The organism is Aureimonas sp. AU12 (genome assembly GCF_001463705.1).
Lineage (GTDB): Bacteria > Pseudomonadota > Alphaproteobacteria > Rhizobiales > Rhizobiaceae > Aureimonas.
The window spans coordinates 19,319-36,353 of the sequence record NZ_BBWH01000015.1; the positions used below are offsets into that span (position 1 = coordinate 19,319).

The following is a 17,035-nucleotide window of genomic DNA, read 5'->3' on the forward strand; positions in this document are numbered from 1 at the left end:
CGTCAACGCAAGGGGCCGACGACCGAGACGCGGGTCTCGGCGGTCTGGCCGCGCCGCTCCGGCCGGTACATGTCCTCGACGCTCGCCGCCGGATGCACGAACTCGCCGGGCGAGAGCGCCCGCACGATGTAGGCAAAGCGCAGGCTGGCCGTGCTGCCCGCAGGCTTGTCCACGGCCGCCAGGAAGCGATCGCCGCGAAACTCGGTGTGGGCGGCCTCGAGGTTGAGATCGAGAAAGCCGAGCGCCGCCACGTCGCCGCCGCGCAGGATCGCGGGATTGTCGATGGCAAAGCCCGCCGGCAGCGGATCGTCGATCATCAGCCGCGCCGGCGCGGTGTCGACCGGCAGCACATCGAGAACCGCCACGAGCCGTTCGCCCTCCGCGATCGCGGCCGGATCGGCCTCTGCGCCGTCGAGCGTGTAATAGCGCCGGGTGATCTCGTAGCCGGCGCTCATCGCGGGCAGCGCCTGCACCGGCACGCCCGCCAGCGTCACCGACGCGGCGACCGGCACCGGACCGCGATTTTCGATCGCAACGCCCGGTGCGAGCGCCCCCGCATCCAGTGTCGCGGCGTAGGTGCCTTCATGCGAGGCGCCGTCGATCGCGAGGCGAGGCGGGGCGGCGGCGATCTGCGCATGGGCCGCCAGCAGCGACCAGACGTCTTCCTGCGTCGAGGTCATGCGCTTGTCCGACCGCTCCTGCCCGACCTTGCGCGTCAGCGCGCCCAGATCGATGCCGTCGATGCCGGTTTCCAGCGCCAGGGTCGCCACGGCCGCGCCGTCGCGCAGCACTGTTCCGTAGTCGCTCCGGTCCGCCGCATCGCCGGCCCCTTGCGTCGCCGCGTCCACCGCCGTGCGGAACAGCGTCTCGGCGCGCACCCGGTCGCCGTAGAGGGCGAGCGCGGCGGCAAGCTGCGCCTGCGCCAACGGCGTCTTGAAGCCCGCCGCCTCGTTGTCGGCGGTGTATCTGAGGTCGCCGATCGCGGCCCGACCGTTGCGGGCCAGCACGTAGTAGGCATAGGCCGCCTTCCCCCAATCCGGCTGGTCCGGCAGGTAGGCGAGCTGGCTTCGCAGGTTGTCGAGCGCCAGCGTGAAGCCCTCGTCGGGCATGTCGTAGCCGGCCTCCCGGGCGCGGGTGAGGAAGTCGGTGACATAGGCATCGAGCCAGAGATCGCCGCTGCCCGGCGCCCAGAGGCCGAAGCCGCCGCTGGAATCCTGGTTGGCGAGAACGCTCTTGATCGCCGCGGCGACGCGCTCGCGCCGATCCGTGCCGCCGCCGGGCTTGGTGGAGAGACCCGCCGCCAGCACGGTGTCGTCGAGATAGAGCAGCGGCAGCGCCCGGCTGGTCAGCTGTTCCGTGCAGCCATACGGATACTGGTCGAGTGCGGCGACGACGCCCGCGAGATCGAACCCTCCGGGCGGCGTCACGGCGAGCGTGGCGCGAGCGGTGCCGGGCTGGAACTCGGTGAGAAGTTCGGAGCCGAGCCGCAGCCGGCCACCGTCGGCGGCGATTTCGAACCGGCTCTTCGTCACCGTACGCGGCTGGATCGAGCGGACGGGAAGCGCGAAGCTCTTGCGCAGCACCGTGCCGTCCGGCGTCGTCAGGGCGAGTTCGAGCGCACCGTCGCCGGGCGCCAGAGCCTCGACCGGCACGAGAAGCCGCGCCCGGCCGTTCGGCGCGAGATCGAGATCTGCCGCCTCGTTAGCGGCAATGCGTAGCGTGCCTTCGGCGCCGGTGAGCGCCAGATGCACGCGACCCGCCGGGCCGTCGACATGGTTGAGGTCGATCGCGATCCGCGAGGTGTCGCCGGGCGAGAGGAAGAGCGGTCGGCTCACCTGCGCCACCACGGGATCGCGCACCACGAGATCGGCGGAGGCCTCGCCGACGCCGGTCTTCGACCAAGCGAGCGCCATCAGCTTGAGGCTGCCGTTGAAGTCGGGCACGTCGAGCGTCACGTGCGCCCGGCCGTCGGCTCCCACCGCGACGACGCCCGAAAACAGCGCCACGAGATCGTCCATCGGCGGCGGGCTGACGCCGTCCGCGCCCGCATCGCCGCCCGAGCGCACCGAGCCGGGTGCGCCCTGCATGCGATCGATGAGCCGGCTGTAGAGGTCGCGGATCTCGACGCCGAGCCGGCGCTGGCCGAAATAGTAGTCCTGCGGCGAAGGCGGCGCGAAGCCGGTGATGTTGAGGATGCCGACATCCACCGCCGCGAGCGTCACGAAGGCGCTCTCCCCGGGCTTTACGCCCGCCAGCGTCACGCCGACCTCGACGGGACCGCGCGGCGCGATCCGCTCGGGCGCCTCGATCGCGACCGTCAGCGCCCGCTCGCCGGGCTCGACGCCGGCATGGGCGAGCCCCATCGCCCGGCCCGGCATCTGCCGCTGCGCGATGTCCATCGGCCGATAGAGCACCGCCGAGACATAGGCGCCCGGCCCCCAGTCGCGGGTGACGTCGAGCGTCACGTCGCCGCCGCCCAGCGGAATGTCGGCGCTCGCCATGGCGACGACGCGCTCGCTCATCACCAGCACCTGCGCCCGCCCGGCAAAGCGCGGCTCGACATGCACCACCGCCTTGTCACCGACGCGGTAGCGCGGCTTGTCGAGCGCGATCTTGAGAATGTCCGGCGTCTCCATCGAGCGGGCCGAAACGCTCCATCCGGCATCGAAGGCGATGCTGACGGGAAGTGCCGCGCCGGTGGGATCGGTCAGCACGAGTTCGTAGCCGCCCCAGTCGACGGGCAGCGAGAGGCGGGCCGGTGCGTCGGCAGTCAGATCGGCGGTGCCGCTGGCGACGCGGGCGACCCGCCGGGTCGGCTCGTAGTTCCAGCGCCCGTTCGCGGAGTACCATTGATAGTCCGTGGTCACGTGGTTCAGCACCCATTGGGCACTGTTCAAAGCGATCCGCGCGCCGTCCGCGCCGATGGCCAGAAGTTCGAATCCGGCCTCACCGCCCTGTCCGAGCGCACCGTCGAAGAGCGGCCGGACGCCGAGGCGTGCTGCCGTGCCGAGCAACGGGCGCGCAGCCGTGCGCTCCACCGGTCGCCCGCCGGCGTCGGTGACGCGCAGTTGGACGGTGGCCGTCAGCGGTTTCGTCGTGGCCGGCACCTCGAAGGCGCCGGGTTCGACGCGCGTCCGCCCGTCCTCGCCGGTCGGCTCGGCCTCGAAGGGCAGGCGCAGCGCGGTCGGCATGTCGTCGGCGAGGCCGAACCGGACGCCGGGATAGGCGTCGAGCCCGGGTGCTGCCGCGAGCACCGTCTCGCCGGAAACGGCAAGCCCGGCGGCGGGCGCGCCGAAGAGGTAGCGCACCGCGAGCTCGATCGGCGGCGGGGCGGCGGGATCGATGGGACCGTCGGGTAACGTCAGGTCGAAGTCGATCGTCTCGGGGGCGAAATCCTCGACGCGAAGGCTGGTGGTCGCCAGCGCCGGCTGCTTGGGGTCGGTGAAGACGGCGAACCGCCAGAGACCGCGCATCGCGCCGCCCGGTAGGGGCAAGTCGAGGGCGAGACCGCCGGCGTCAGTGGCCCGCAGCACGAGGCGCCGGTCTTCGACGCCGTCGGGGCGGGTGAGGATGCCGGTGAGGGCGAGATCGTCCACCGCCTGCCCCCCGGCGTCGCGCACCAGCGCCGTCAGATGCACGGTGTCGCCGGCACGGTAGATGCCGCGCTCGGTGGTGAGGAAGACGTCGAGCGCGCCCGCCGGCTCGCGGCCCTCGACGCCGCGATCGGTGAGATCGAAGGGCGCCGCGGTCATGTCGAGGAAGGAGAAGTCCTCGCCCGCCTCGCCCGGGTTGTCAGCGGCCTTCGGGCCGCTTGCCATCAAGACGGCCGGCCGGTCGCCGCCGGTGCCTTTCAGAAGGCCCGGCGCAAGGCGCGCATGTCCGTTCGCGTCGGTCTCGGCGGTGCCGAGGATCTCGTTGTTGACTGCCACGAGTTCGAGCGCGACCCCGGCAAGCGGCGCGGCGCTGCCGAGCGAGCGGGCGAAGACATGGAACCCGTCCTCGCCGGCAAAGCTAGTCAAGCCGATATCGGTGACGACGAACCATTGCGTCGCCAGCGTGTCCTCGTCGCTGCGCGCGTTGGCGGCCTTGGCGGCGAGAATGTAGACGCCGGGCCGGCGCTCCTTCCGGAGGGCGGCGACGGGAATTGCCGTCGTCACCTCCTCGTTGGCGACGCGCTTGACATCGACGAAGCCGCTCCACACCGCCTCGCCGTCGGTGCCCTTCACTTCATCCAGGTCGTAGTCGCCCATCTGCGACAGGAAGCGGCTGGCGCCCATCGTGCGGGCGAGCGCGCGGTCGCCGATCCGCAGCAGCCGGGCCTCCACCACGTCGGTGTTGACGGTGGTCACTGGCATCGAGGCGTCGCCGCCGGCCGGCAGCACGTAGGCATTGCCGGAGAGGCGCACCGAAGGATCGCGGTCGCGAACGTAGATCGAGACGTCGGCCGCCTTCGACAGGACCTCGCCGCTCGCCGCCGGTATGCCCTTTCGCGCCACCAGCCGGTAGCGCATGCCGTGGCGCACGCCCTCGACGCAGATCTGCGATCCGCTGGCGGTCACCGGCAGCGTGTCGCCGCCCTCCACCGACAGGAAGTCGCCGGCCGTCTCGGACGCGGTGACGGCGGGGCTGAGCGGTTCGGAGAAGTTGAGGCAGATGCGCGGGCTCGCCGCATTGTTGTCGACGCTGTTGTCGACGATGCGGAAGCCATGCGCGGCCACGGCGGCATCGAGCCGCCCGCGGGCGTCCAAGCGCTCCTCGATGCCGAGGCTGGCGCGCCAGACGCGAATAGCCTCCTTCCAGTCCTCGTTCGCCGCCATCGACTGGGCGAGGAAATCGAGCGCCGCCGCCTTCGCCTTGGTGTCGCCGGCCGTGAGATAGGCGTTGATCGCAGCGGGCTGGCGCAGCGCCGTGCTCGCCTGCATCGCTTCGTCATCGTCGGACGTGAAGGAGAGGCTCGAGAGCGTGAGGCCGAGCCAGGCGCGGGCGGATGACGGGTCGCGTCGCAGCGCCTCGCGATAGAGCGGGCTGGCGGCGCCGAAGTCGCGCCGCGCGAGCGCCGCGTCGGCCGCGGCCCAGAGCGCTTCGCCGGCGGGCGCCGCGGCGTCGCGGGCCTCTTGCGCAAGCCCCAGACGGAACTGGCGGGCCTCGTCGAGGGTAGATTTTGCGACGAAGGCGAGTTCCGCCGTCCGCTGGCGCAGTTCGTCCTCGCTGCCGGCGGGCGTGGCGGTCGCGATCCGTCCCGACACGGTGCCGGAAGCCGCACGAAGCTCGCCGACCTCCTCCTTCAGGAAGCACCAGCCCTTGGCGGTGTTGAAGGTGAAGGCCTGGCAGCGGTTGTCGGCGAGGCACGCGGTCTCGCAGAGGTTCTGGTCGGCATCCTTCAGGATGTCGTAGTCGTGCCCGTAATAGTCGGCGTCGGGCGCCGCGATGAGCGAGCGCTCCGGCCCCTGCGCCAGAGCGCTTCCGGCGGGAGCGAAGGCCACCAGCCATGCGAAGACGAGGCTCGCGAACCGTCCGTGCCGCCGTGCCATCGCGTTCGCTCCCATCCGATCCCGGATCGGAGCGTAGGAGAGAAGCCCCCCTCACCACAAGCGCCGGGTTTCGCCTGCAGCGCGAAAACTGCCGATATGCCGAGGCCCGAGCGAACGCAAGGACAGCGCCGCGTCGCCCTGCGAGGCTGATGCGCTGGCCGTCAGCCGCCACCCCGCCCCATCACGCGCCTCGCCTCAGGCGGCGCGCCAATCCACCGCCAGCATCTCGCGGAAGGCGAAGCGTTCGAGATGGCGCACCACGACATCCTGAAGCTGGGGCATGTCGGTGGCCTGCGGCGCGTCGAGCATCAGCCGCAGGATCGCCTCCCCGGCTTCCAGCCGGCAGGTGCCGATCGTGAACTCGATCCGGCCCCCCGTCTGGTCGAAGGCGACGGGGCGCTTGTGGGCGAAATGCTTGCAGAGCTGCTGCAGGTAGCGGCTGGCTTGCGGGGTCGCGATATCCGCCACGCTGGCGGCAGCCGTCTTGAGGTCGGGCGCGTCCATCAGCTGCGCTCCACGGCCTTGGCGGCCTCGTCGAGCGCGTTGGCGATCGCCTCGGCGCTGGCCGCATCGAGCGTGCCGGCCCGGAAGCGCAGCCGCATGGCGAGCTTCAGGTTCTCCATCGCCCGCTCCACCGGCGGCGGCATCGGCGGGCGCCCACCGCCCATGCCGGCGGCTTGCGCGGCGCGCGACAGGAGATCGTCGGCCGCTGCCCGGTTGGCGACGAGAAAAGCCTCGCCTTCGGGTGTCACGCGGTAGCTCTTGCGATTGCCCGGCGCCGGCTCGACGCTGGCGTATCCCATGTCCTCCAGCCAGGCGAGCGTCGGGTAAATCACCCCGGGGCTCGGGCTGTAACTGCCGGCGAAGCGCTCCTCGATCGCCTTGATTAACTCGTAGCCGTGGCTCGGGCCCTCGGCCAGCATGGCGAGGATGAGCAGGCGCAACTCGCCATAGTCGAAGAGCCGGCCGCCGGGCCGACCGCCGCGACGATGGCCGCCATGGCGCCCGCGATGGTCTTCGGCTTCGGGATGGTGGTGGCGATGATGGGAAAGGTGAAAGTCGCGGCCGAAGCCGGTGTGGTCGTCGTGATGATGGTGTTTCATAAGGTCGATATAGATCTCGTCCTATCGTGAATCAAGATATATCTGGACCTATGTCGAACGAAGCTCGATGGTCGGCTCTCGTACGCATTCCGATCTCACCGGCATCGGCGAATGGAGGATGTCTCGCGTAATGGACGATGGCTCCGGGCTTGGGCATGATCGGGCATGAAGCTCGCGTCCCTCGTCCTGGTGCTGGTGTCCTGCGCGCCCGTTGCGGCGGGAGAGACGGCGTTGCGGCCCGTGCGGATCATGGATGCGGCGATCCCCTCGCCGACCCCGTTTCGCAGCGTCGCGGCCGGTTCGCTCGCTCGCCCGCTGGCGCCGACCCGGCCGTCGGAGGCCGATCGCTTTCGCCGCGACTTCCTTCTCATCCGTCGCCAGTCCGGCACGATCTGGCGCATTCTCATGCCCCGACGACTTCCAAACGAGGCCGTGTTCGACGACAAGACCCGTACGGCCGCGTCCGCGGGATCCCCTGCCGTTCGATAGGAAACCGGCGGGGTCGTCCGTGAAGCGTCAACCACGCTTCGTGGTTTGGATGGGGTCTTAACGCCGGCGTGGGGGCGCGGGGTGTAGGGCGGATCTCGTCCGGTTCAGGCTGCCGGCACCGTCATCCCAGCCTGCCAAGGCCTCCGCCATGAAGCGCATCCTCGCCGCCGCCGCCGTTCTTACGGGGCTCGCCTCCGCCGCCTCCGCGGCGACCATCGACTTCACGTTCAAGAATTCGACCTCCTCGCCGGTCGAGGAGTTCTACCTGTCGCTGCCGACCACCGACAATTGGGAGGAGAACCTCGTCACCAGCCCGGTTCAGCCGGGCCAGAAGGTGATCTCGTCGATCACCGATACCGGCAGCTGCCTCTACGACGTGAAGACCGTGTTCGCGGACGGCGAAAGCACGGAAGATCGCGGCTGGGACTTCTGCGCCGATCCCGACTACGAGATCGAGGAAGAGTAGGTCTCGGAACCGGGCGGGCGCGAGGCTTCGAAGCAGCTTGCCCGCCCTGCCCTGAAACCGTCAGCCGATCAACGGCGTCCAGCGGCTGTCGGCCTTCGAGGAGCGCACGCAGGCGTCCACGAAGCGCATGGCGAGAAGGCCGTCGGCGGCAGTGGGGAACAGGACGCCCTCGGGGGTCGCCTCGCCGTCCTGCGCCGCGCGGATCGCGGCCCCCGCCTCGCGGTAGATCGTGGCGAAGCCTTCGAGATAGCCCTCCGGGTGGCCGCCGGGGGTGCGGGTGACGCGCGCGGCCGCCGCACCCGCGCCTGCGCCGCCGCGCGTCATCAACTGCTTGGGCTCGCCGAACCGGGTGAACCAGAGCTGGTTCGGGTTCTCCTGATGCCATTCGAGCCCGCCGCGCTCGCCATAGACCCGCAGCGTCAGCCCGTTCTCATGGCCGGGCGCCACCTGGCTCGCCCAGAGCATGCCCTTCGCGCCGCCGGCAAAGCGCAGCATCACGTGGTCGTTGTCGTCGAGCCGACGACCGGGCACGAAGGCGGTGAGATCGGCCGCCACCGCGTCGAGCGTCAGGCCGGTGACGAAGGAGAGAAGGTTAAAGGCATGCGTGCCGATGTCGCCGAGCGCGCCGCCCGCGCCCGCCTTTTCGGGATCGACCCGCCATTCCGCCTGCTTGGACCCGCTACTTTCGGCCGCTTCCGTCAGCCAGTCCTGCGCATACTCGGCCTGCACGACGCGGATCGAACCGAGCTCTCCGGCCGCCACCATCTCACGGGCCTGGCGCACCATCGGATAGCCGGTGTAGTTGTGGGTGAGGACGAAGATCCGCCCCGAGCCCTCGGCCAGGCGAGCCAGTTCCACCGCCTCGTCGAGCCTGGCCGTCAGCGGCTTCTCGCAGAGGACATGGATGCCGGCCTCCAGAAACGCCTTGGCCGGGCCGAAATGCATGTGGTTGGGCGTCACGATCGCCACGGCGTCGATGCCGTCCTCGCGCGCGGCCTCCGCGCTCGCCATCTCGTTGAACGAGGCGTAGGCGCGGTCCGGGTCGATGCCGAGTTCGGCGGCCGACGCCTTGGCCCGCTCGGGATCCGACGAGAAGGCGCCGGCAACCAGCGTGAACTCGCCGTCGATGCGCGCGGCGATGCGATGCACCGCGCCGATGAACGCGCCCTGCCCGCCGCCCACCATCCCGAGCTTGAGCGGGCGCCGGGCCGCCGTCGATGTCGAAGCCGCAACCATGTCCATCCTCCCGAAGACGCCGGCCTCTTCCAGCCGCGCCCATGTTCTCGTCGGCTCGCGCCGGCTTTGGGTCTCCCGGCTCGCCCGTCTGGGGCTCTTGCCGTTCTTCCAGCGGTCGATAGGACGGCGAGCGCCTAGCCGTCCAGCCCGAGCATGCGCCGGTTGGCGACCTCGTCCGTGCCGGCTCCGGCGAAGTCGTCGAAGGCCCGTTCGGTGGTGCGGATGATGTGAGCGGCGATGAACGGCGCGCCTTCCGCCGCGCCCTGCTCGGGATGCTTGATGGCGCATTCCCATTCGAGCACGGCCCAACCGTCGAAGCCGTATTGCGTCAGCTTGGAGAAGACCCCGGCGAAATCCACCTGCCCGTCGCCCAGCGAACGGAAGCGCCCGGCGCGGTCGGCCCAGGACTGGAAACCGCCATAGACGCCCTGGCGCCCCGTCGGGTTGAACTCGGCGTCCTTGGCGTGAAAGGCGCGGATGCGCTCGTGGTAGATGTCGATATAGGCGAGATAGTCGAGCTGCTGCAGCACGAAATGCGAGGGATCGTACAAAAGGTTGGCGCGCGCGTGCCCATCGACGCGCTCGAGGAACATCTCGTAGGAGACGCCATCGTGGAGGTCCTCGCCGGGATGGACCTCGTAGGCGATATCGACGCCCATCTCCTCGGCATGATCGAGGATCGGTCGCCAGCGCTTGGCGAGTTCGTCGAAGGCGGCCTCCACCAGCCCGGCCGGGCGCTGCGGCCAGGGGTAGATGTAGGGCCAGGCGAGCGCGCCCGAAAACGTCGCGTGGGCGCTCAGACCGAGATGGCGCGAGGCTGTCAGCGCCCGCTTCACCTGATCCGAGGCCCAGGCCTGGCGCGCCTTCGGGTCGCCGCGAACGGCCGGGTCGGCGAACCCGTCGAAGGCGAGGTCGTAAGCCGGATGGACCGCGACGAGCTGACCCTGAAGATGCGTCGAGAGTTCGGTGATGGCGAGTCCGTGTCCGGCGACGATGCCGGCGACCTCGTCGCAATAATCCTTTGAATCCGAGGCCCGCTTCAGGTCGAAGAGGCGCGCGTCCCAGGTCGGGATCTGCACGCCCTTGTAGCCGAGCCCGGCCGCCCAGCCGCAGATCGCATCGAGCGAGTTGAAGGGCGCGGCATCGCCCGCGAACTGCGCGAGGAAGATCCCCGGCCCCCGTATCGTCTTCATCGTCATGATCGCGTCAGTCCTCCCGGTGGATACGACCGCGGTTGCCGCCGGAACCCGTGGCAACCATCGCGATCGGCAAATCCGCTCCCGACGGATTCGCTGCGCTTAAGCTATCACCGGGCCGCGGTTCGGCAACGCCGCGCGCCGTCACAGGGCGATGATATCCGCTCCCACGACGCGCTCGCTTGCGCTTCAGACCAGCGCGGTCGGCAACTCGCGTCCGGCGAAGTGGGCATCGAGATTGGCGAGGACGAGATCGGCCATCGCCTGCCGTGTCTCGTGCGTGGCGCTCGCCATGTGCGGCGTCAGGACGACGTTCGGCAGGGCGAAGAACGCCTCGGGCACATGCGGCTCATCGGCGAAGACGTCGAGCGCGGCACCCGCGATGCGGCCCTCCCGAAGCGCGTCCAGCAGCGCCGCCTCGTCAATGAGCGAGCCTCGCGCCACGTTGACGAGAACGCCCTTCGGCCCGAGCGCGTCGAGGACGCTGCGGTCGATGACATGACGCGTCTCGGCCGAAGCGGCGGCAGCGACGATCAGCACGTCGCAGGCGGCCGCGAGTTCGACGAGCGTCTCGTGGCGGGGATAGGCGACGTCGCGCGCGCTGCGGCTGGCATAGTGGATCTCGGCGTCGAAGCCTTCGAGACGCCGGGCGATGGCGAGGCCGATGCGTCCAAGGCCGAAGATGCCGTAGCGGCGCCGCGACACCTTGTGCCCGAGCCCGAGATCGCCCGCCGGCCAGCGCCCTTCGCGCACGTGGCGGTCGCCGAGCGCGAGTTGACGCAGGAGCGCGATGACGAGGCCGATGGCGAGATCGGCGACGTCCTCGGTGAGGACGTCCGGCGTGTTCGACACCCGCACGCCCCGTCGCTTGGCCTCGCCGAGATCGACCTTGTCGAAGCCGACGCCATTAATCGCGACGATCTCGAGCGCCGGGAGCTGCGCGGCGAGCGTGGCGGGAATGCCGATATGGCCGCCGGTGACGACACCGCGGATGGAGGCGGCCTGCTCGCCGGGCACGGCCGCATCCGTCTCGAAGAAGCGATGGATGTCGAAGCGCTCCGCCAGCGCCGCCTCCAGATGCGGCATGAGTGGGCAGAGCTGCAAGATTGAGGGCTTCATCGGGGATGCTCCGGACTGTTTCACTTGATGTCGGACCGGACGAACTGGGCGAGTTCCGGCGTCTGCGGGTTTTCGAAGAGCGTGCGGGAGGGACCGGCCTCGTGGATGCGGCCCTGGTGCATGAACACCGTGGTGTTGGCGACGCGCCGGGCAAAGCCCATTTCATGGGTCACGAGCAGCATCGTCATGCCGTCGCGCGCCAGCTTCTCCATCACCGCCAGCACCTCGCCCGTCAGCTCGGGATCGAGCGCCGAGGTCACTTCGTCGAAGAGCATGACCTTGGGGCGCATCGCGAGGGAGCGTGCGATGGCGACGCGCTGCTGCTGGCCGCCCGATAGCTCGTCGGGATAGGCATCGAACTTCTCGGAGAGGCCGACGAGCGCCAGAACCTCTTCGGCGATCGCGCGCGTATCGGGCTTGGCGACGCCCTTCACGATACGCGGCGCCAGCATGATGTTCTGGCCGACGGAAAGATGCGGGAAGAGATTGTAGCTCTGGAAGACGATGCCGACGTCGCGCCGCAGCTTGCGGAGCGAGGCCTTGTCCTCGCCGACCTTGTGGCCGGCGATCTCGATCGTGCCGGAGCTGATCTTCTCCAGCCCGTTGACGCAGCGAAGAAGGGTGGACTTGCCCGACCCCGAGCGGCCGATGAGGGCGGTGACTTCGCCGCGCTCGACCGTGATCGAGACGCCCTTCAGCACCTCCACGGCCCCGAAACTCTTGTGGACGCGATCAATGACGACTTCCGACACGAAGCCTCCTTTCCAGCCAGCGCGACAGCTGCGACAGCGGATAACAGATGACGAAATACAGGGCCGCCACGACGAGGAAGACGCGGAACGGCTGGAATGTCGCGTTGTTGATGAGCTGTCCCGCCCGGGCGAGTTCGACGAAACCGATCAGCGAGGCGATCGAGGTGTTCTTCACGACCTGCACCGCGAAGCCCACGGTGGAGGGCAGCGAGATGCGGACGGCCTGCGGCAGGATCACGTAGCGATATTGCTGGACGCGCGTCATCGCCAGCGACTCCGAGCCCTCCCACTGCTGCTTGGGCACCGACTGGATCGAGCCACGCCAGATTTCGGCGAGATAGCCCGAGGCGTAGATCGTCATCGACACGCCGGCGGCAACGAGCGGCGGCAGCTGGTAGCCCATCAGGCTGAGGCCGTAGAAGGACAGGAAGAGGATCATCAGGACGGGAATGCCCTGGATGATCTGGATGTAGACGGCGGCGGCGAGACGCACCGCCTTCAGCTGCGAGACGCGGGCCAGCGCCACGAAGAAGCCGACGAGCCCGCCGCCCGCCAGCGCCATGGCCGTGAGCACCAGGGTCCACTGCAGCGACTGGACGAGGAACCAGAACTCGGACGGCCCGAAGGTACGGAAGATCATGCCGAGACCTCCACCACGGGCTGCATCGCGCCGCGCCCGGCCCGGCGCCCGAACAGCCAGAGTCCGATCAGCGCGAGGATGGCGCGCAGCACCAGGGCGAGCGCCAGATAGATGCCGGTGACGGCGATGTAGACCTCGAAGGAGCGGTAGCTCTGCGACTGGACGAAAGAAGCCGCCGCGGTCAGCTCGTTCGTCGAGATCGCCGAGCAGATCGAGGAGGCCAGCATCATCAGTACGAATTGCGAGCAGAGCGCGGGATAGACCTTCTGGATCGCCGGCAGGATGATCACGTAGCGATAGATCTGGAACCGCGTGAACCCCAGCGACTCGCCTGCCTCGATCTGCGACTTGTGGATCGCCTCGATGCCGGCGCGGATGATCTCGGTGGAATAGGCCGCGAGGTTGATCGTCATGCCGATCAGCGCGGCCGTGATGGCGCCGACGCGAAGACCCATGCCCGGCAGCCCGAAATAGATGATGAAGAGCTGGACGAGGAACGGCGTGTTGCGGATCAGCTCGACATAGGCATCGACGAGAAGGCGCGTCGGCCGGTTGCCGATGCTGCGCAGCGAGGCCAGCACGATGCCGATGGCGGTGCCCGCGATGATGGCGAAGACGGAGATCTGGATCGTCGTCCACAGGCCGGCGAGAAGCTGGTCCTGATAGCGGGCGAGGACGCCGAACTGGAACGTGTAGTTCATGAGCGCTTGAGGTCCCGTTGCGATCAGCCGCCCGGCAGCGCGTGCCGGGCGTTCGATGTCGGCAGCGAAGGGGTCAGAAGCTCGGAAGCGTCGGCGGCAGCGGGTCGCCGGTCCACTTGACGGCGATCTTGTCGAGATCGCCCGACACCTTCATCAGGTAGATGGCGGTGTTCAGGTACTGGTGCAGCTCGAAGTCGGCCGGCAGCGTGGCCATCGAATTGCCCTGCCGGAAGAAGGTGAAGCCGATCTGGAGGCCGGCAGCGGGCAGCTGCTGGAGGACGCCGGCAGCGACCGTCGAGGGCAGCGCCGTGGCATCGACCTGCCCCGAGAGCAGCGCCTGCGCCGATGTGGAATCGTCTTCGTAGACGACGATCTCGAGGCCCTCGACATTGGCGCGGCGCAGCGCCGTCTCCTGCGAGGAGCCGCGATTGACCGCGATCCGCTTGCCCTTCAACTGGTCGAGGTTTTCGAACTTCTCGCTCGGCCCGGAGACGATCACCATGTTGAAGGCCGAATAGGGCGAGGTGAACATGACGGTCTTCGCCCGTTCGCCGGTGGGCGCGAGCGTCGCGACGAGGAAGTCCACCTGCCCCGTCTGCAGGGCGGGAATGCGCGCCGGCGGCGTCAGCGGCACGAGCTGCACGGGCAGGCCGAGATACTGGCCGACGAGATTGGCGACGTCGACGTCGTAGCCGGTCGGATTGCCCTGCGCGTCCACCATGCCCATGGGCGGGGCGCCGGTGAGAACGCCGATGCGCACGGTGCCCCGCGACTGGATGTCGGCGAGATTGGCGGCGTCAGCCCCGATGGGCGCGACGGCGGCCAGCAGTCCGAACGCCATGGCGCCGGCGGCGAGGGTTCTGGTGATCCGATGGAGCATTCTCATTCCTCCCAGAATGGTTCTTGCGGAAAACGTGGTGCGTCTCAGAGCGTGGCCAGCACGCCTCCGTCGACGTAGATGATCTGTCCGTTGACGAAATCGGAGGCCGCCGAGGCCAGGAAGATGGCGGCGCCCTGGAGCTCCTCGACCTTGCCCCAGCGCCCGGTAGGCGTGCGGGTCTTCAGCCATTCGGTGAACTTGGGATCGTCGACGAGCGCCTGGTTCAGCGGCGTCTCGAAATAGCCGGGCCCGATGGCGTTGATCTGCAGGCCATGGCGCGCCCAGTCCGTGCACATGCCCTTCGTGAGGTTGAGCACGGCGCCCTTCGTCGCGGTATAAGGGGCGATCGAATAGCGGGCGGCATGGGCCTGGAGGCTGGCGATGTTGATGATCTTGCCGCGACCGCGCGGGATCATCTTCCGGGCGACCGTCTGGCCGACGTAGAAGACCGAGTCGACATTGGCACGCATGATCTCGTGCCAGGTCTCTTCGGGATAGTCCTCCAGCGGCGCCCGGCGCTGGATGCCGGCATTGTTGACGAGGATATCGATGGCGCCGACTTCGCTCTCGATCCGCTCGATCCCCGCACGCACCGCATCGAGATCCGTCACGTCGAAGGCGGCGGCCGAGACGCTCAGCCCTTCGGCCTCGAGCCTCGCTGCGGCCTCCCCGGTCTTCGCCTCGCTGCGCCCGTTGAGGACGATGCGTGCGCCGGCTCGCCCGAGCCCTTCGGCCAGCGAATAGCCGATGCCCTGGCTGGAGCCGGTAACGAGCGCCGTGCGGCCGGTCAGATCGAAGAGGGCAAGCGACATGAAGGCGGATCCGGTTGGCGTTGGCGGCGGCCGGCACGGGCCGGCGTTGGGTCTGTTATCGGTATCATCGACGAACGCGGATCACAAGGCTGGATTGCGCATGGGCGGCGTCAGGCGGCCCGCCTTTCGATCACGATGACGCGCGCTCGCGCCCGAAATCGAACAGCTTCATGTAGGCCGCGCTGTCTTCGGCGCCCAAGCCCGCCGCCACCATCATGCGGTGGAGGTCGGCGATCAGGCTGGTCAGCGGCATCGGCGTGCGCAGGTCCATGGCGAAGCGCTGCGTCGCCTCGAGGTCCTTCAGCATGTTGTCGATGCGCCCGGTCGGGGTCAGGTCGGCGCGGGCCATCTTCCCCATGAACTCCTGCAGGATGCGACTGTCGGCGCGCCCGCCCGCGAGCGCCGCCGGAATGCGCTCGGCATCGACGCCCGCATCGAGCGCCAGCCGCGTCGCCTCGGCGACGGCCAGAAAGTTGCAGGCGCACAGGACCTGGTTGATCAGCTTGGTGGTCTGGCCGGCGCCGACCGGGCCCATATGCGTCATGTTCGCGGCCACCGCGGAGAGCAGTCGCATCGCCCGCTCGACCTCGGCGGGCTCGCCGCCCATCATCAGCGTCAGCCGGCCCTGCGCCGCCGCCGGCGCTCCGCCCGACAGCGGCGCGTCGACCCAGCCCATGCCGGTCTCCGCGCGAAGACGGGCCGCCATCGCGCCGGTGGCCTTGGGGTCCGTGCTCGACATGTCGACGAGGAGAAGGCCGGGCCGCGCCGAGGCGGCGATGCCCTCCGGCCCGAAGACCACGGCCTCGACGATGTCAGCCGTGTTGAGGCTGAGAATGACGGTGTCGCAGCTTGCCGCGAGATCGGCGAGCGAGGCTGCGACGACGGCTCCGCGCGCCGCCAATGCCTCCAGCTTCGCGGGATCGCGATCGAGGAGACGAAGCGACACGCCGCGGTCTAAAAGCCGCCCGGCGATCGCGCTGCCCATCACCCCGACGCCGACGAGGCCGACCCGCTCCTGCTGGCTCACCGTCTCGTTCATGATCCCCGCCCCTTTCGTTCCGCGCCGTGCGGCCCCGCTTCGTCGCGCCGTGCCGTGGTGCCGCGCGCGACGACTGAGACGCCGACATCCTCCGTCAACGGTGCGCGCGCCGTGCCCGCGCCCGTCAGCGTCTCCAGAAGCAGGCGCCCGGTCTTCTCGCCGATCGCCTTCGCATCGACGCGCACGGTGGAGATCGCCGGCTCGCACTGCCGGCCGACCTCGAAATCGCCGAAGCCCATGATCGCGACCGTGCCGGGCACGTCGATCCCCCGGCGCCGGCACTCCATCATCGCGCCGAAGGCGGAAGCGTCGGAGACTGCGAACACGGCCTCGACGTCCGGCGCCCTCTCCAGAAGCGCAGCCATCGCCTCGGCCCCATGCTCGAACGAGACCGGCGCATGGCCACGTCGCAGCACCAGATCGTCGGACAAGCCGGCCTCGCGCAGCGCCGCTGCGAACCCCTGCAGGCGTCCCTCGCCGCGATGGTCGGCGACGTCGTCGTCGAGTTCCGAGCCGATGGCGGCGATCCGCCGATGGCCGAGCCCGATGAGGTGACGCGCCGCCGCGCGGCCCGCCTCGACGTTGGAGAAGCCGACGGCCCGGTCCAGCGGTGGCTCGGGCCGCTCCCAGATCTCGACGATCGGAATGGCCGCGTTCGACAGCATGCGGCGCGTCGCGGCCGTGTGGATCGAGCCGGCGATGACGAGGGCTTCGGGCCGGCGCGCCAGCAGCGCGCGCACCAGCCTCTCCTCCTCGCTCGCGCGGTAGAGCGTGTAGCCGATCAGGAGCTGGTAGGCGGGCCCCAGCGCCTCGGCGAGACCCTGCGCCGTGTCGCCGAAATTGCTGTTGGTGAGGGTCGGCAGGATGAGGCCGACGAAGCGGGTGCGACGCGACGAGAGCGAACCCGCCACGAGATCGGGCACGTAGCCGAGTTGCTCGACCGCCTGCATGACGCGCGCGCGCGTATCCTCGGCGACGATCGAGGGATCGGCGAGGACGCGGCTGACCGTCATCGTGGAGACGCCGGCCAGCCGCGAGACGTCTCGCATCGTCGGCTTTCGGGGCTGTGCG

Annotated in this window: 15 protein-coding genes; 2 read left to right on the plus strand and 13 right to left on the minus strand. The window is 69.5% G+C overall.

Annotation, left to right across the window (positions count from 1 at the left end; genetic code table 11):
- Positions 1–2: 2 nt before the first annotated feature.
- The 3 genes from AUL33_RS05945 to AUL33_RS05955 all read right to left on the minus strand — a co-directional run bounded on the left by AUL33_RS05945 (position 3) and on the right by AUL33_RS05955 (position 6,634).
- Complete coding sequence (locus tag AUL33_RS05945; RefSeq protein ID WP_082652362.1) at positions 3–5,531, minus strand: alpha-2-macroglobulin family protein; 5,529 nt, start codon at positions 5,529–5,531, stop codon at positions 3–5.
- A gap of 195 nt (positions 5,532–5,726) precedes the next feature.
- Positions 5,727–6,035, minus strand: coding sequence for a DUF2218 domain-containing protein (locus AUL33_RS05950; protein ID WP_062205122.1), 309 nt, complete (start codon positions 6,033–6,035; stop codon positions 5,727–5,729).
- A complete protein-coding gene (locus AUL33_RS05955) occupies positions 6,035–6,634 on the minus strand; it encodes a PadR family transcriptional regulator (protein WP_082652357.1) in 600 nt (199 codons plus the stop codon). Before AUL33_RS05955 ends, AUL33_RS05950 begins: the two co-directional genes overlap by 1 nt.
- Before the next feature lie 165 nt (positions 6,635–6,799).
- On the opposite strand from AUL33_RS05955, the gene AUL33_RS05960 reads away from it, so the two are divergent.
- The gene (locus tag AUL33_RS05960) at positions 6,800–7,123 is read left to right on the plus strand and encodes a hypothetical protein (protein ID WP_062205125.1); all 324 of its coding nucleotides are present in this window, start codon (positions 6,800–6,802) and stop codon (positions 7,121–7,123) included.
- 148 nt (positions 7,124–7,271) lie between these two features.
- Positions 7,272–7,589, plus strand: coding sequence for a hypothetical protein (locus AUL33_RS05965; protein ID WP_062205128.1), 318 nt, complete (start codon positions 7,272–7,274; stop codon positions 7,587–7,589).
- Positions 7,590–7,649: 60 nt separating this feature from the next.
- Here AUL33_RS05965 and AUL33_RS05970 read toward each other — a convergent pair whose 3' ends face one another.
- The 10 genes from AUL33_RS05970 to AUL33_RS06015 form a co-directional block, all read right to left on the minus strand.
- A complete protein-coding gene (locus tag AUL33_RS05970) occupies positions 7,650–8,825 on the minus strand; it encodes a Gfo/Idh/MocA family protein (RefSeq protein ID WP_062205390.1) in 1,176 nt (391 codons plus the stop codon).
- Between the two features lie 134 nt (positions 8,826–8,959).
- The gene (locus AUL33_RS05975; RefSeq protein ID WP_062205393.1) at positions 8,960–10,018 is read right to left on the minus strand and encodes a sugar phosphate isomerase/epimerase; all 1,059 of its coding nucleotides are present in this window, start codon (positions 10,016–10,018) and stop codon (positions 8,960–8,962) included.
- 192 nt (positions 10,019–10,210) lie between these two features.
- Entirely contained in the window at positions 10,211–11,140 is a 930-nt protein-coding gene (locus tag AUL33_RS05980) for a 2-hydroxyacid dehydrogenase (protein ID WP_062205131.1), read from the minus strand.
- Between the two features lie 20 nt (positions 11,141–11,160).
- Positions 11,161–11,892 carry an amino acid ABC transporter ATP-binding protein gene (locus AUL33_RS05985; RefSeq protein WP_062205134.1) on the minus strand — a complete coding sequence of 244 codons (732 nt, stop codon included), beginning with the start codon at positions 11,890–11,892 and terminating at the stop codon, positions 11,161–11,163.
- Positions 11,873–12,532 carry an amino acid ABC transporter permease gene (locus AUL33_RS05990; RefSeq protein ID WP_062205138.1) on the minus strand — a complete coding sequence of 220 codons (660 nt, stop codon included), beginning with the start codon at positions 12,530–12,532 and terminating at the stop codon, positions 11,873–11,875. The genes AUL33_RS05985 and AUL33_RS05990 overlap by 20 nt, the downstream gene beginning before the upstream one ends.
- Positions 12,529–13,233, minus strand: coding sequence for an amino acid ABC transporter permease (locus AUL33_RS05995; protein WP_062205141.1), 705 nt, complete (start codon positions 13,231–13,233; stop codon positions 12,529–12,531). Before AUL33_RS05995 ends, AUL33_RS05990 begins: the two co-directional genes overlap by 4 nt.
- A 73-nt stretch (positions 13,234–13,306) precedes the next feature.
- On the minus strand, positions 13,307–14,119 hold the full coding sequence (locus AUL33_RS06000; protein WP_374754411.1) for a transporter substrate-binding domain-containing protein: 813 nt from the start codon (positions 14,117–14,119) through the stop codon (positions 13,307–13,309).
- Positions 14,120–14,157: 38 nt separating this feature from the next.
- Positions 14,158–14,925 carry an SDR family oxidoreductase gene (locus AUL33_RS06005; protein WP_062205147.1) on the minus strand — a complete coding sequence of 256 codons (768 nt, stop codon included), beginning with the start codon at positions 14,923–14,925 and terminating at the stop codon, positions 14,158–14,160.
- Positions 14,926–15,055: 130 nt separating this feature from the next.
- A complete protein-coding gene (locus tag AUL33_RS06010) occupies positions 15,056–15,964 on the minus strand; it encodes an NAD(P)-dependent oxidoreductase (protein WP_062205150.1) in 909 nt (302 codons plus the stop codon).
- Positions 15,961–17,013 (minus strand): LacI family DNA-binding transcriptional regulator, encoded by a 1,053-nt coding sequence (locus AUL33_RS06015; RefSeq protein ID WP_062205154.1) that lies wholly within the window; start codon positions 17,011–17,013, stop codon positions 15,961–15,963. The genes AUL33_RS06010 and AUL33_RS06015 overlap by 4 nt, the downstream gene beginning before the upstream one ends.
- Positions 17,014–17,035 lie beyond the last annotated feature (22 nt).

Excerpts from the sequence above, each read along its gene's own strand:
- AUL33_RS05975 (WP_062205393.1), bottom strand. The coding sequence starts at position 10,018 with ATGAAGACGATACGGGGGCCGGGGATCTTCCTCGCGCAGTTCGCGGGC.
- AUL33_RS06015 (WP_062205154.1), bottom strand. The coding sequence starts at position 17,013 with ATGCGAGACGTCTCGCGGCTGGCCGGCGTCTCCACGATGACGGTCAGC.
- AUL33_RS06000 (WP_374754411.1), bottom strand. The coding sequence starts at position 14,119 with ATGAGAATGCTCCATCGGATCACCAGAACCCTCGCCGCCGGCGCCATG.
- AUL33_RS05955 (WP_082652357.1), bottom strand. The coding sequence starts at position 6,634 with ATGAAACACCATCATCACGACGACCACACCGGCTTCGGCCGCGACTTT.
- AUL33_RS05950 (WP_062205122.1), bottom strand. The coding sequence starts at position 6,035 with ATGGACGCGCCCGACCTCAAGACGGCTGCCGCCAGCGTGGCGGATATC.
- AUL33_RS05970 (WP_062205390.1), bottom strand. The coding sequence starts at position 8,825 with ATGGTTGCGGCTTCGACATCGACGGCGGCCCGGCGCCCGCTCAAGCTC.
- AUL33_RS05945 (WP_082652362.1), bottom strand. The coding sequence starts at position 5,531 with ATGGCACGGCGGCACGGACGGTTCGCGAGCCTCGTCTTCGCATGGCTG.
- AUL33_RS05960 (WP_062205125.1), top strand. The coding sequence starts at position 6,800 with ATGAAGCTCGCGTCCCTCGTCCTGGTGCTGGTGTCCTGCGCGCCCGTT.
- AUL33_RS06005 (WP_062205147.1), bottom strand. The coding sequence starts at position 14,925 with ATGTCGCTTGCCCTCTTCGATCTGACCGGCCGCACGGCGCTCGTTACC.
- AUL33_RS05995 (WP_062205141.1), bottom strand. The coding sequence starts at position 13,233 with ATGAACTACACGTTCCAGTTCGGCGTCCTCGCCCGCTATCAGGACCAG.
- AUL33_RS06010 (WP_062205150.1), bottom strand. The coding sequence starts at position 15,964 with ATGAACGAGACGGTGAGCCAGCAGGAGCGGGTCGGCCTCGTCGGCGTC.
- AUL33_RS05980 (WP_062205131.1), bottom strand. The coding sequence starts at position 11,140 with ATGAAGCCCTCAATCTTGCAGCTCTGCCCACTCATGCCGCATCTGGAG.
- AUL33_RS05965 (WP_062205128.1), top strand. The coding sequence starts at position 7,272 with ATGAAGCGCATCCTCGCCGCCGCCGCCGTTCTTACGGGGCTCGCCTCC.
- AUL33_RS05990 (WP_062205138.1), bottom strand. The coding sequence starts at position 12,532 with ATGATCTTCCGTACCTTCGGGCCGTCCGAGTTCTGGTTCCTCGTCCAG.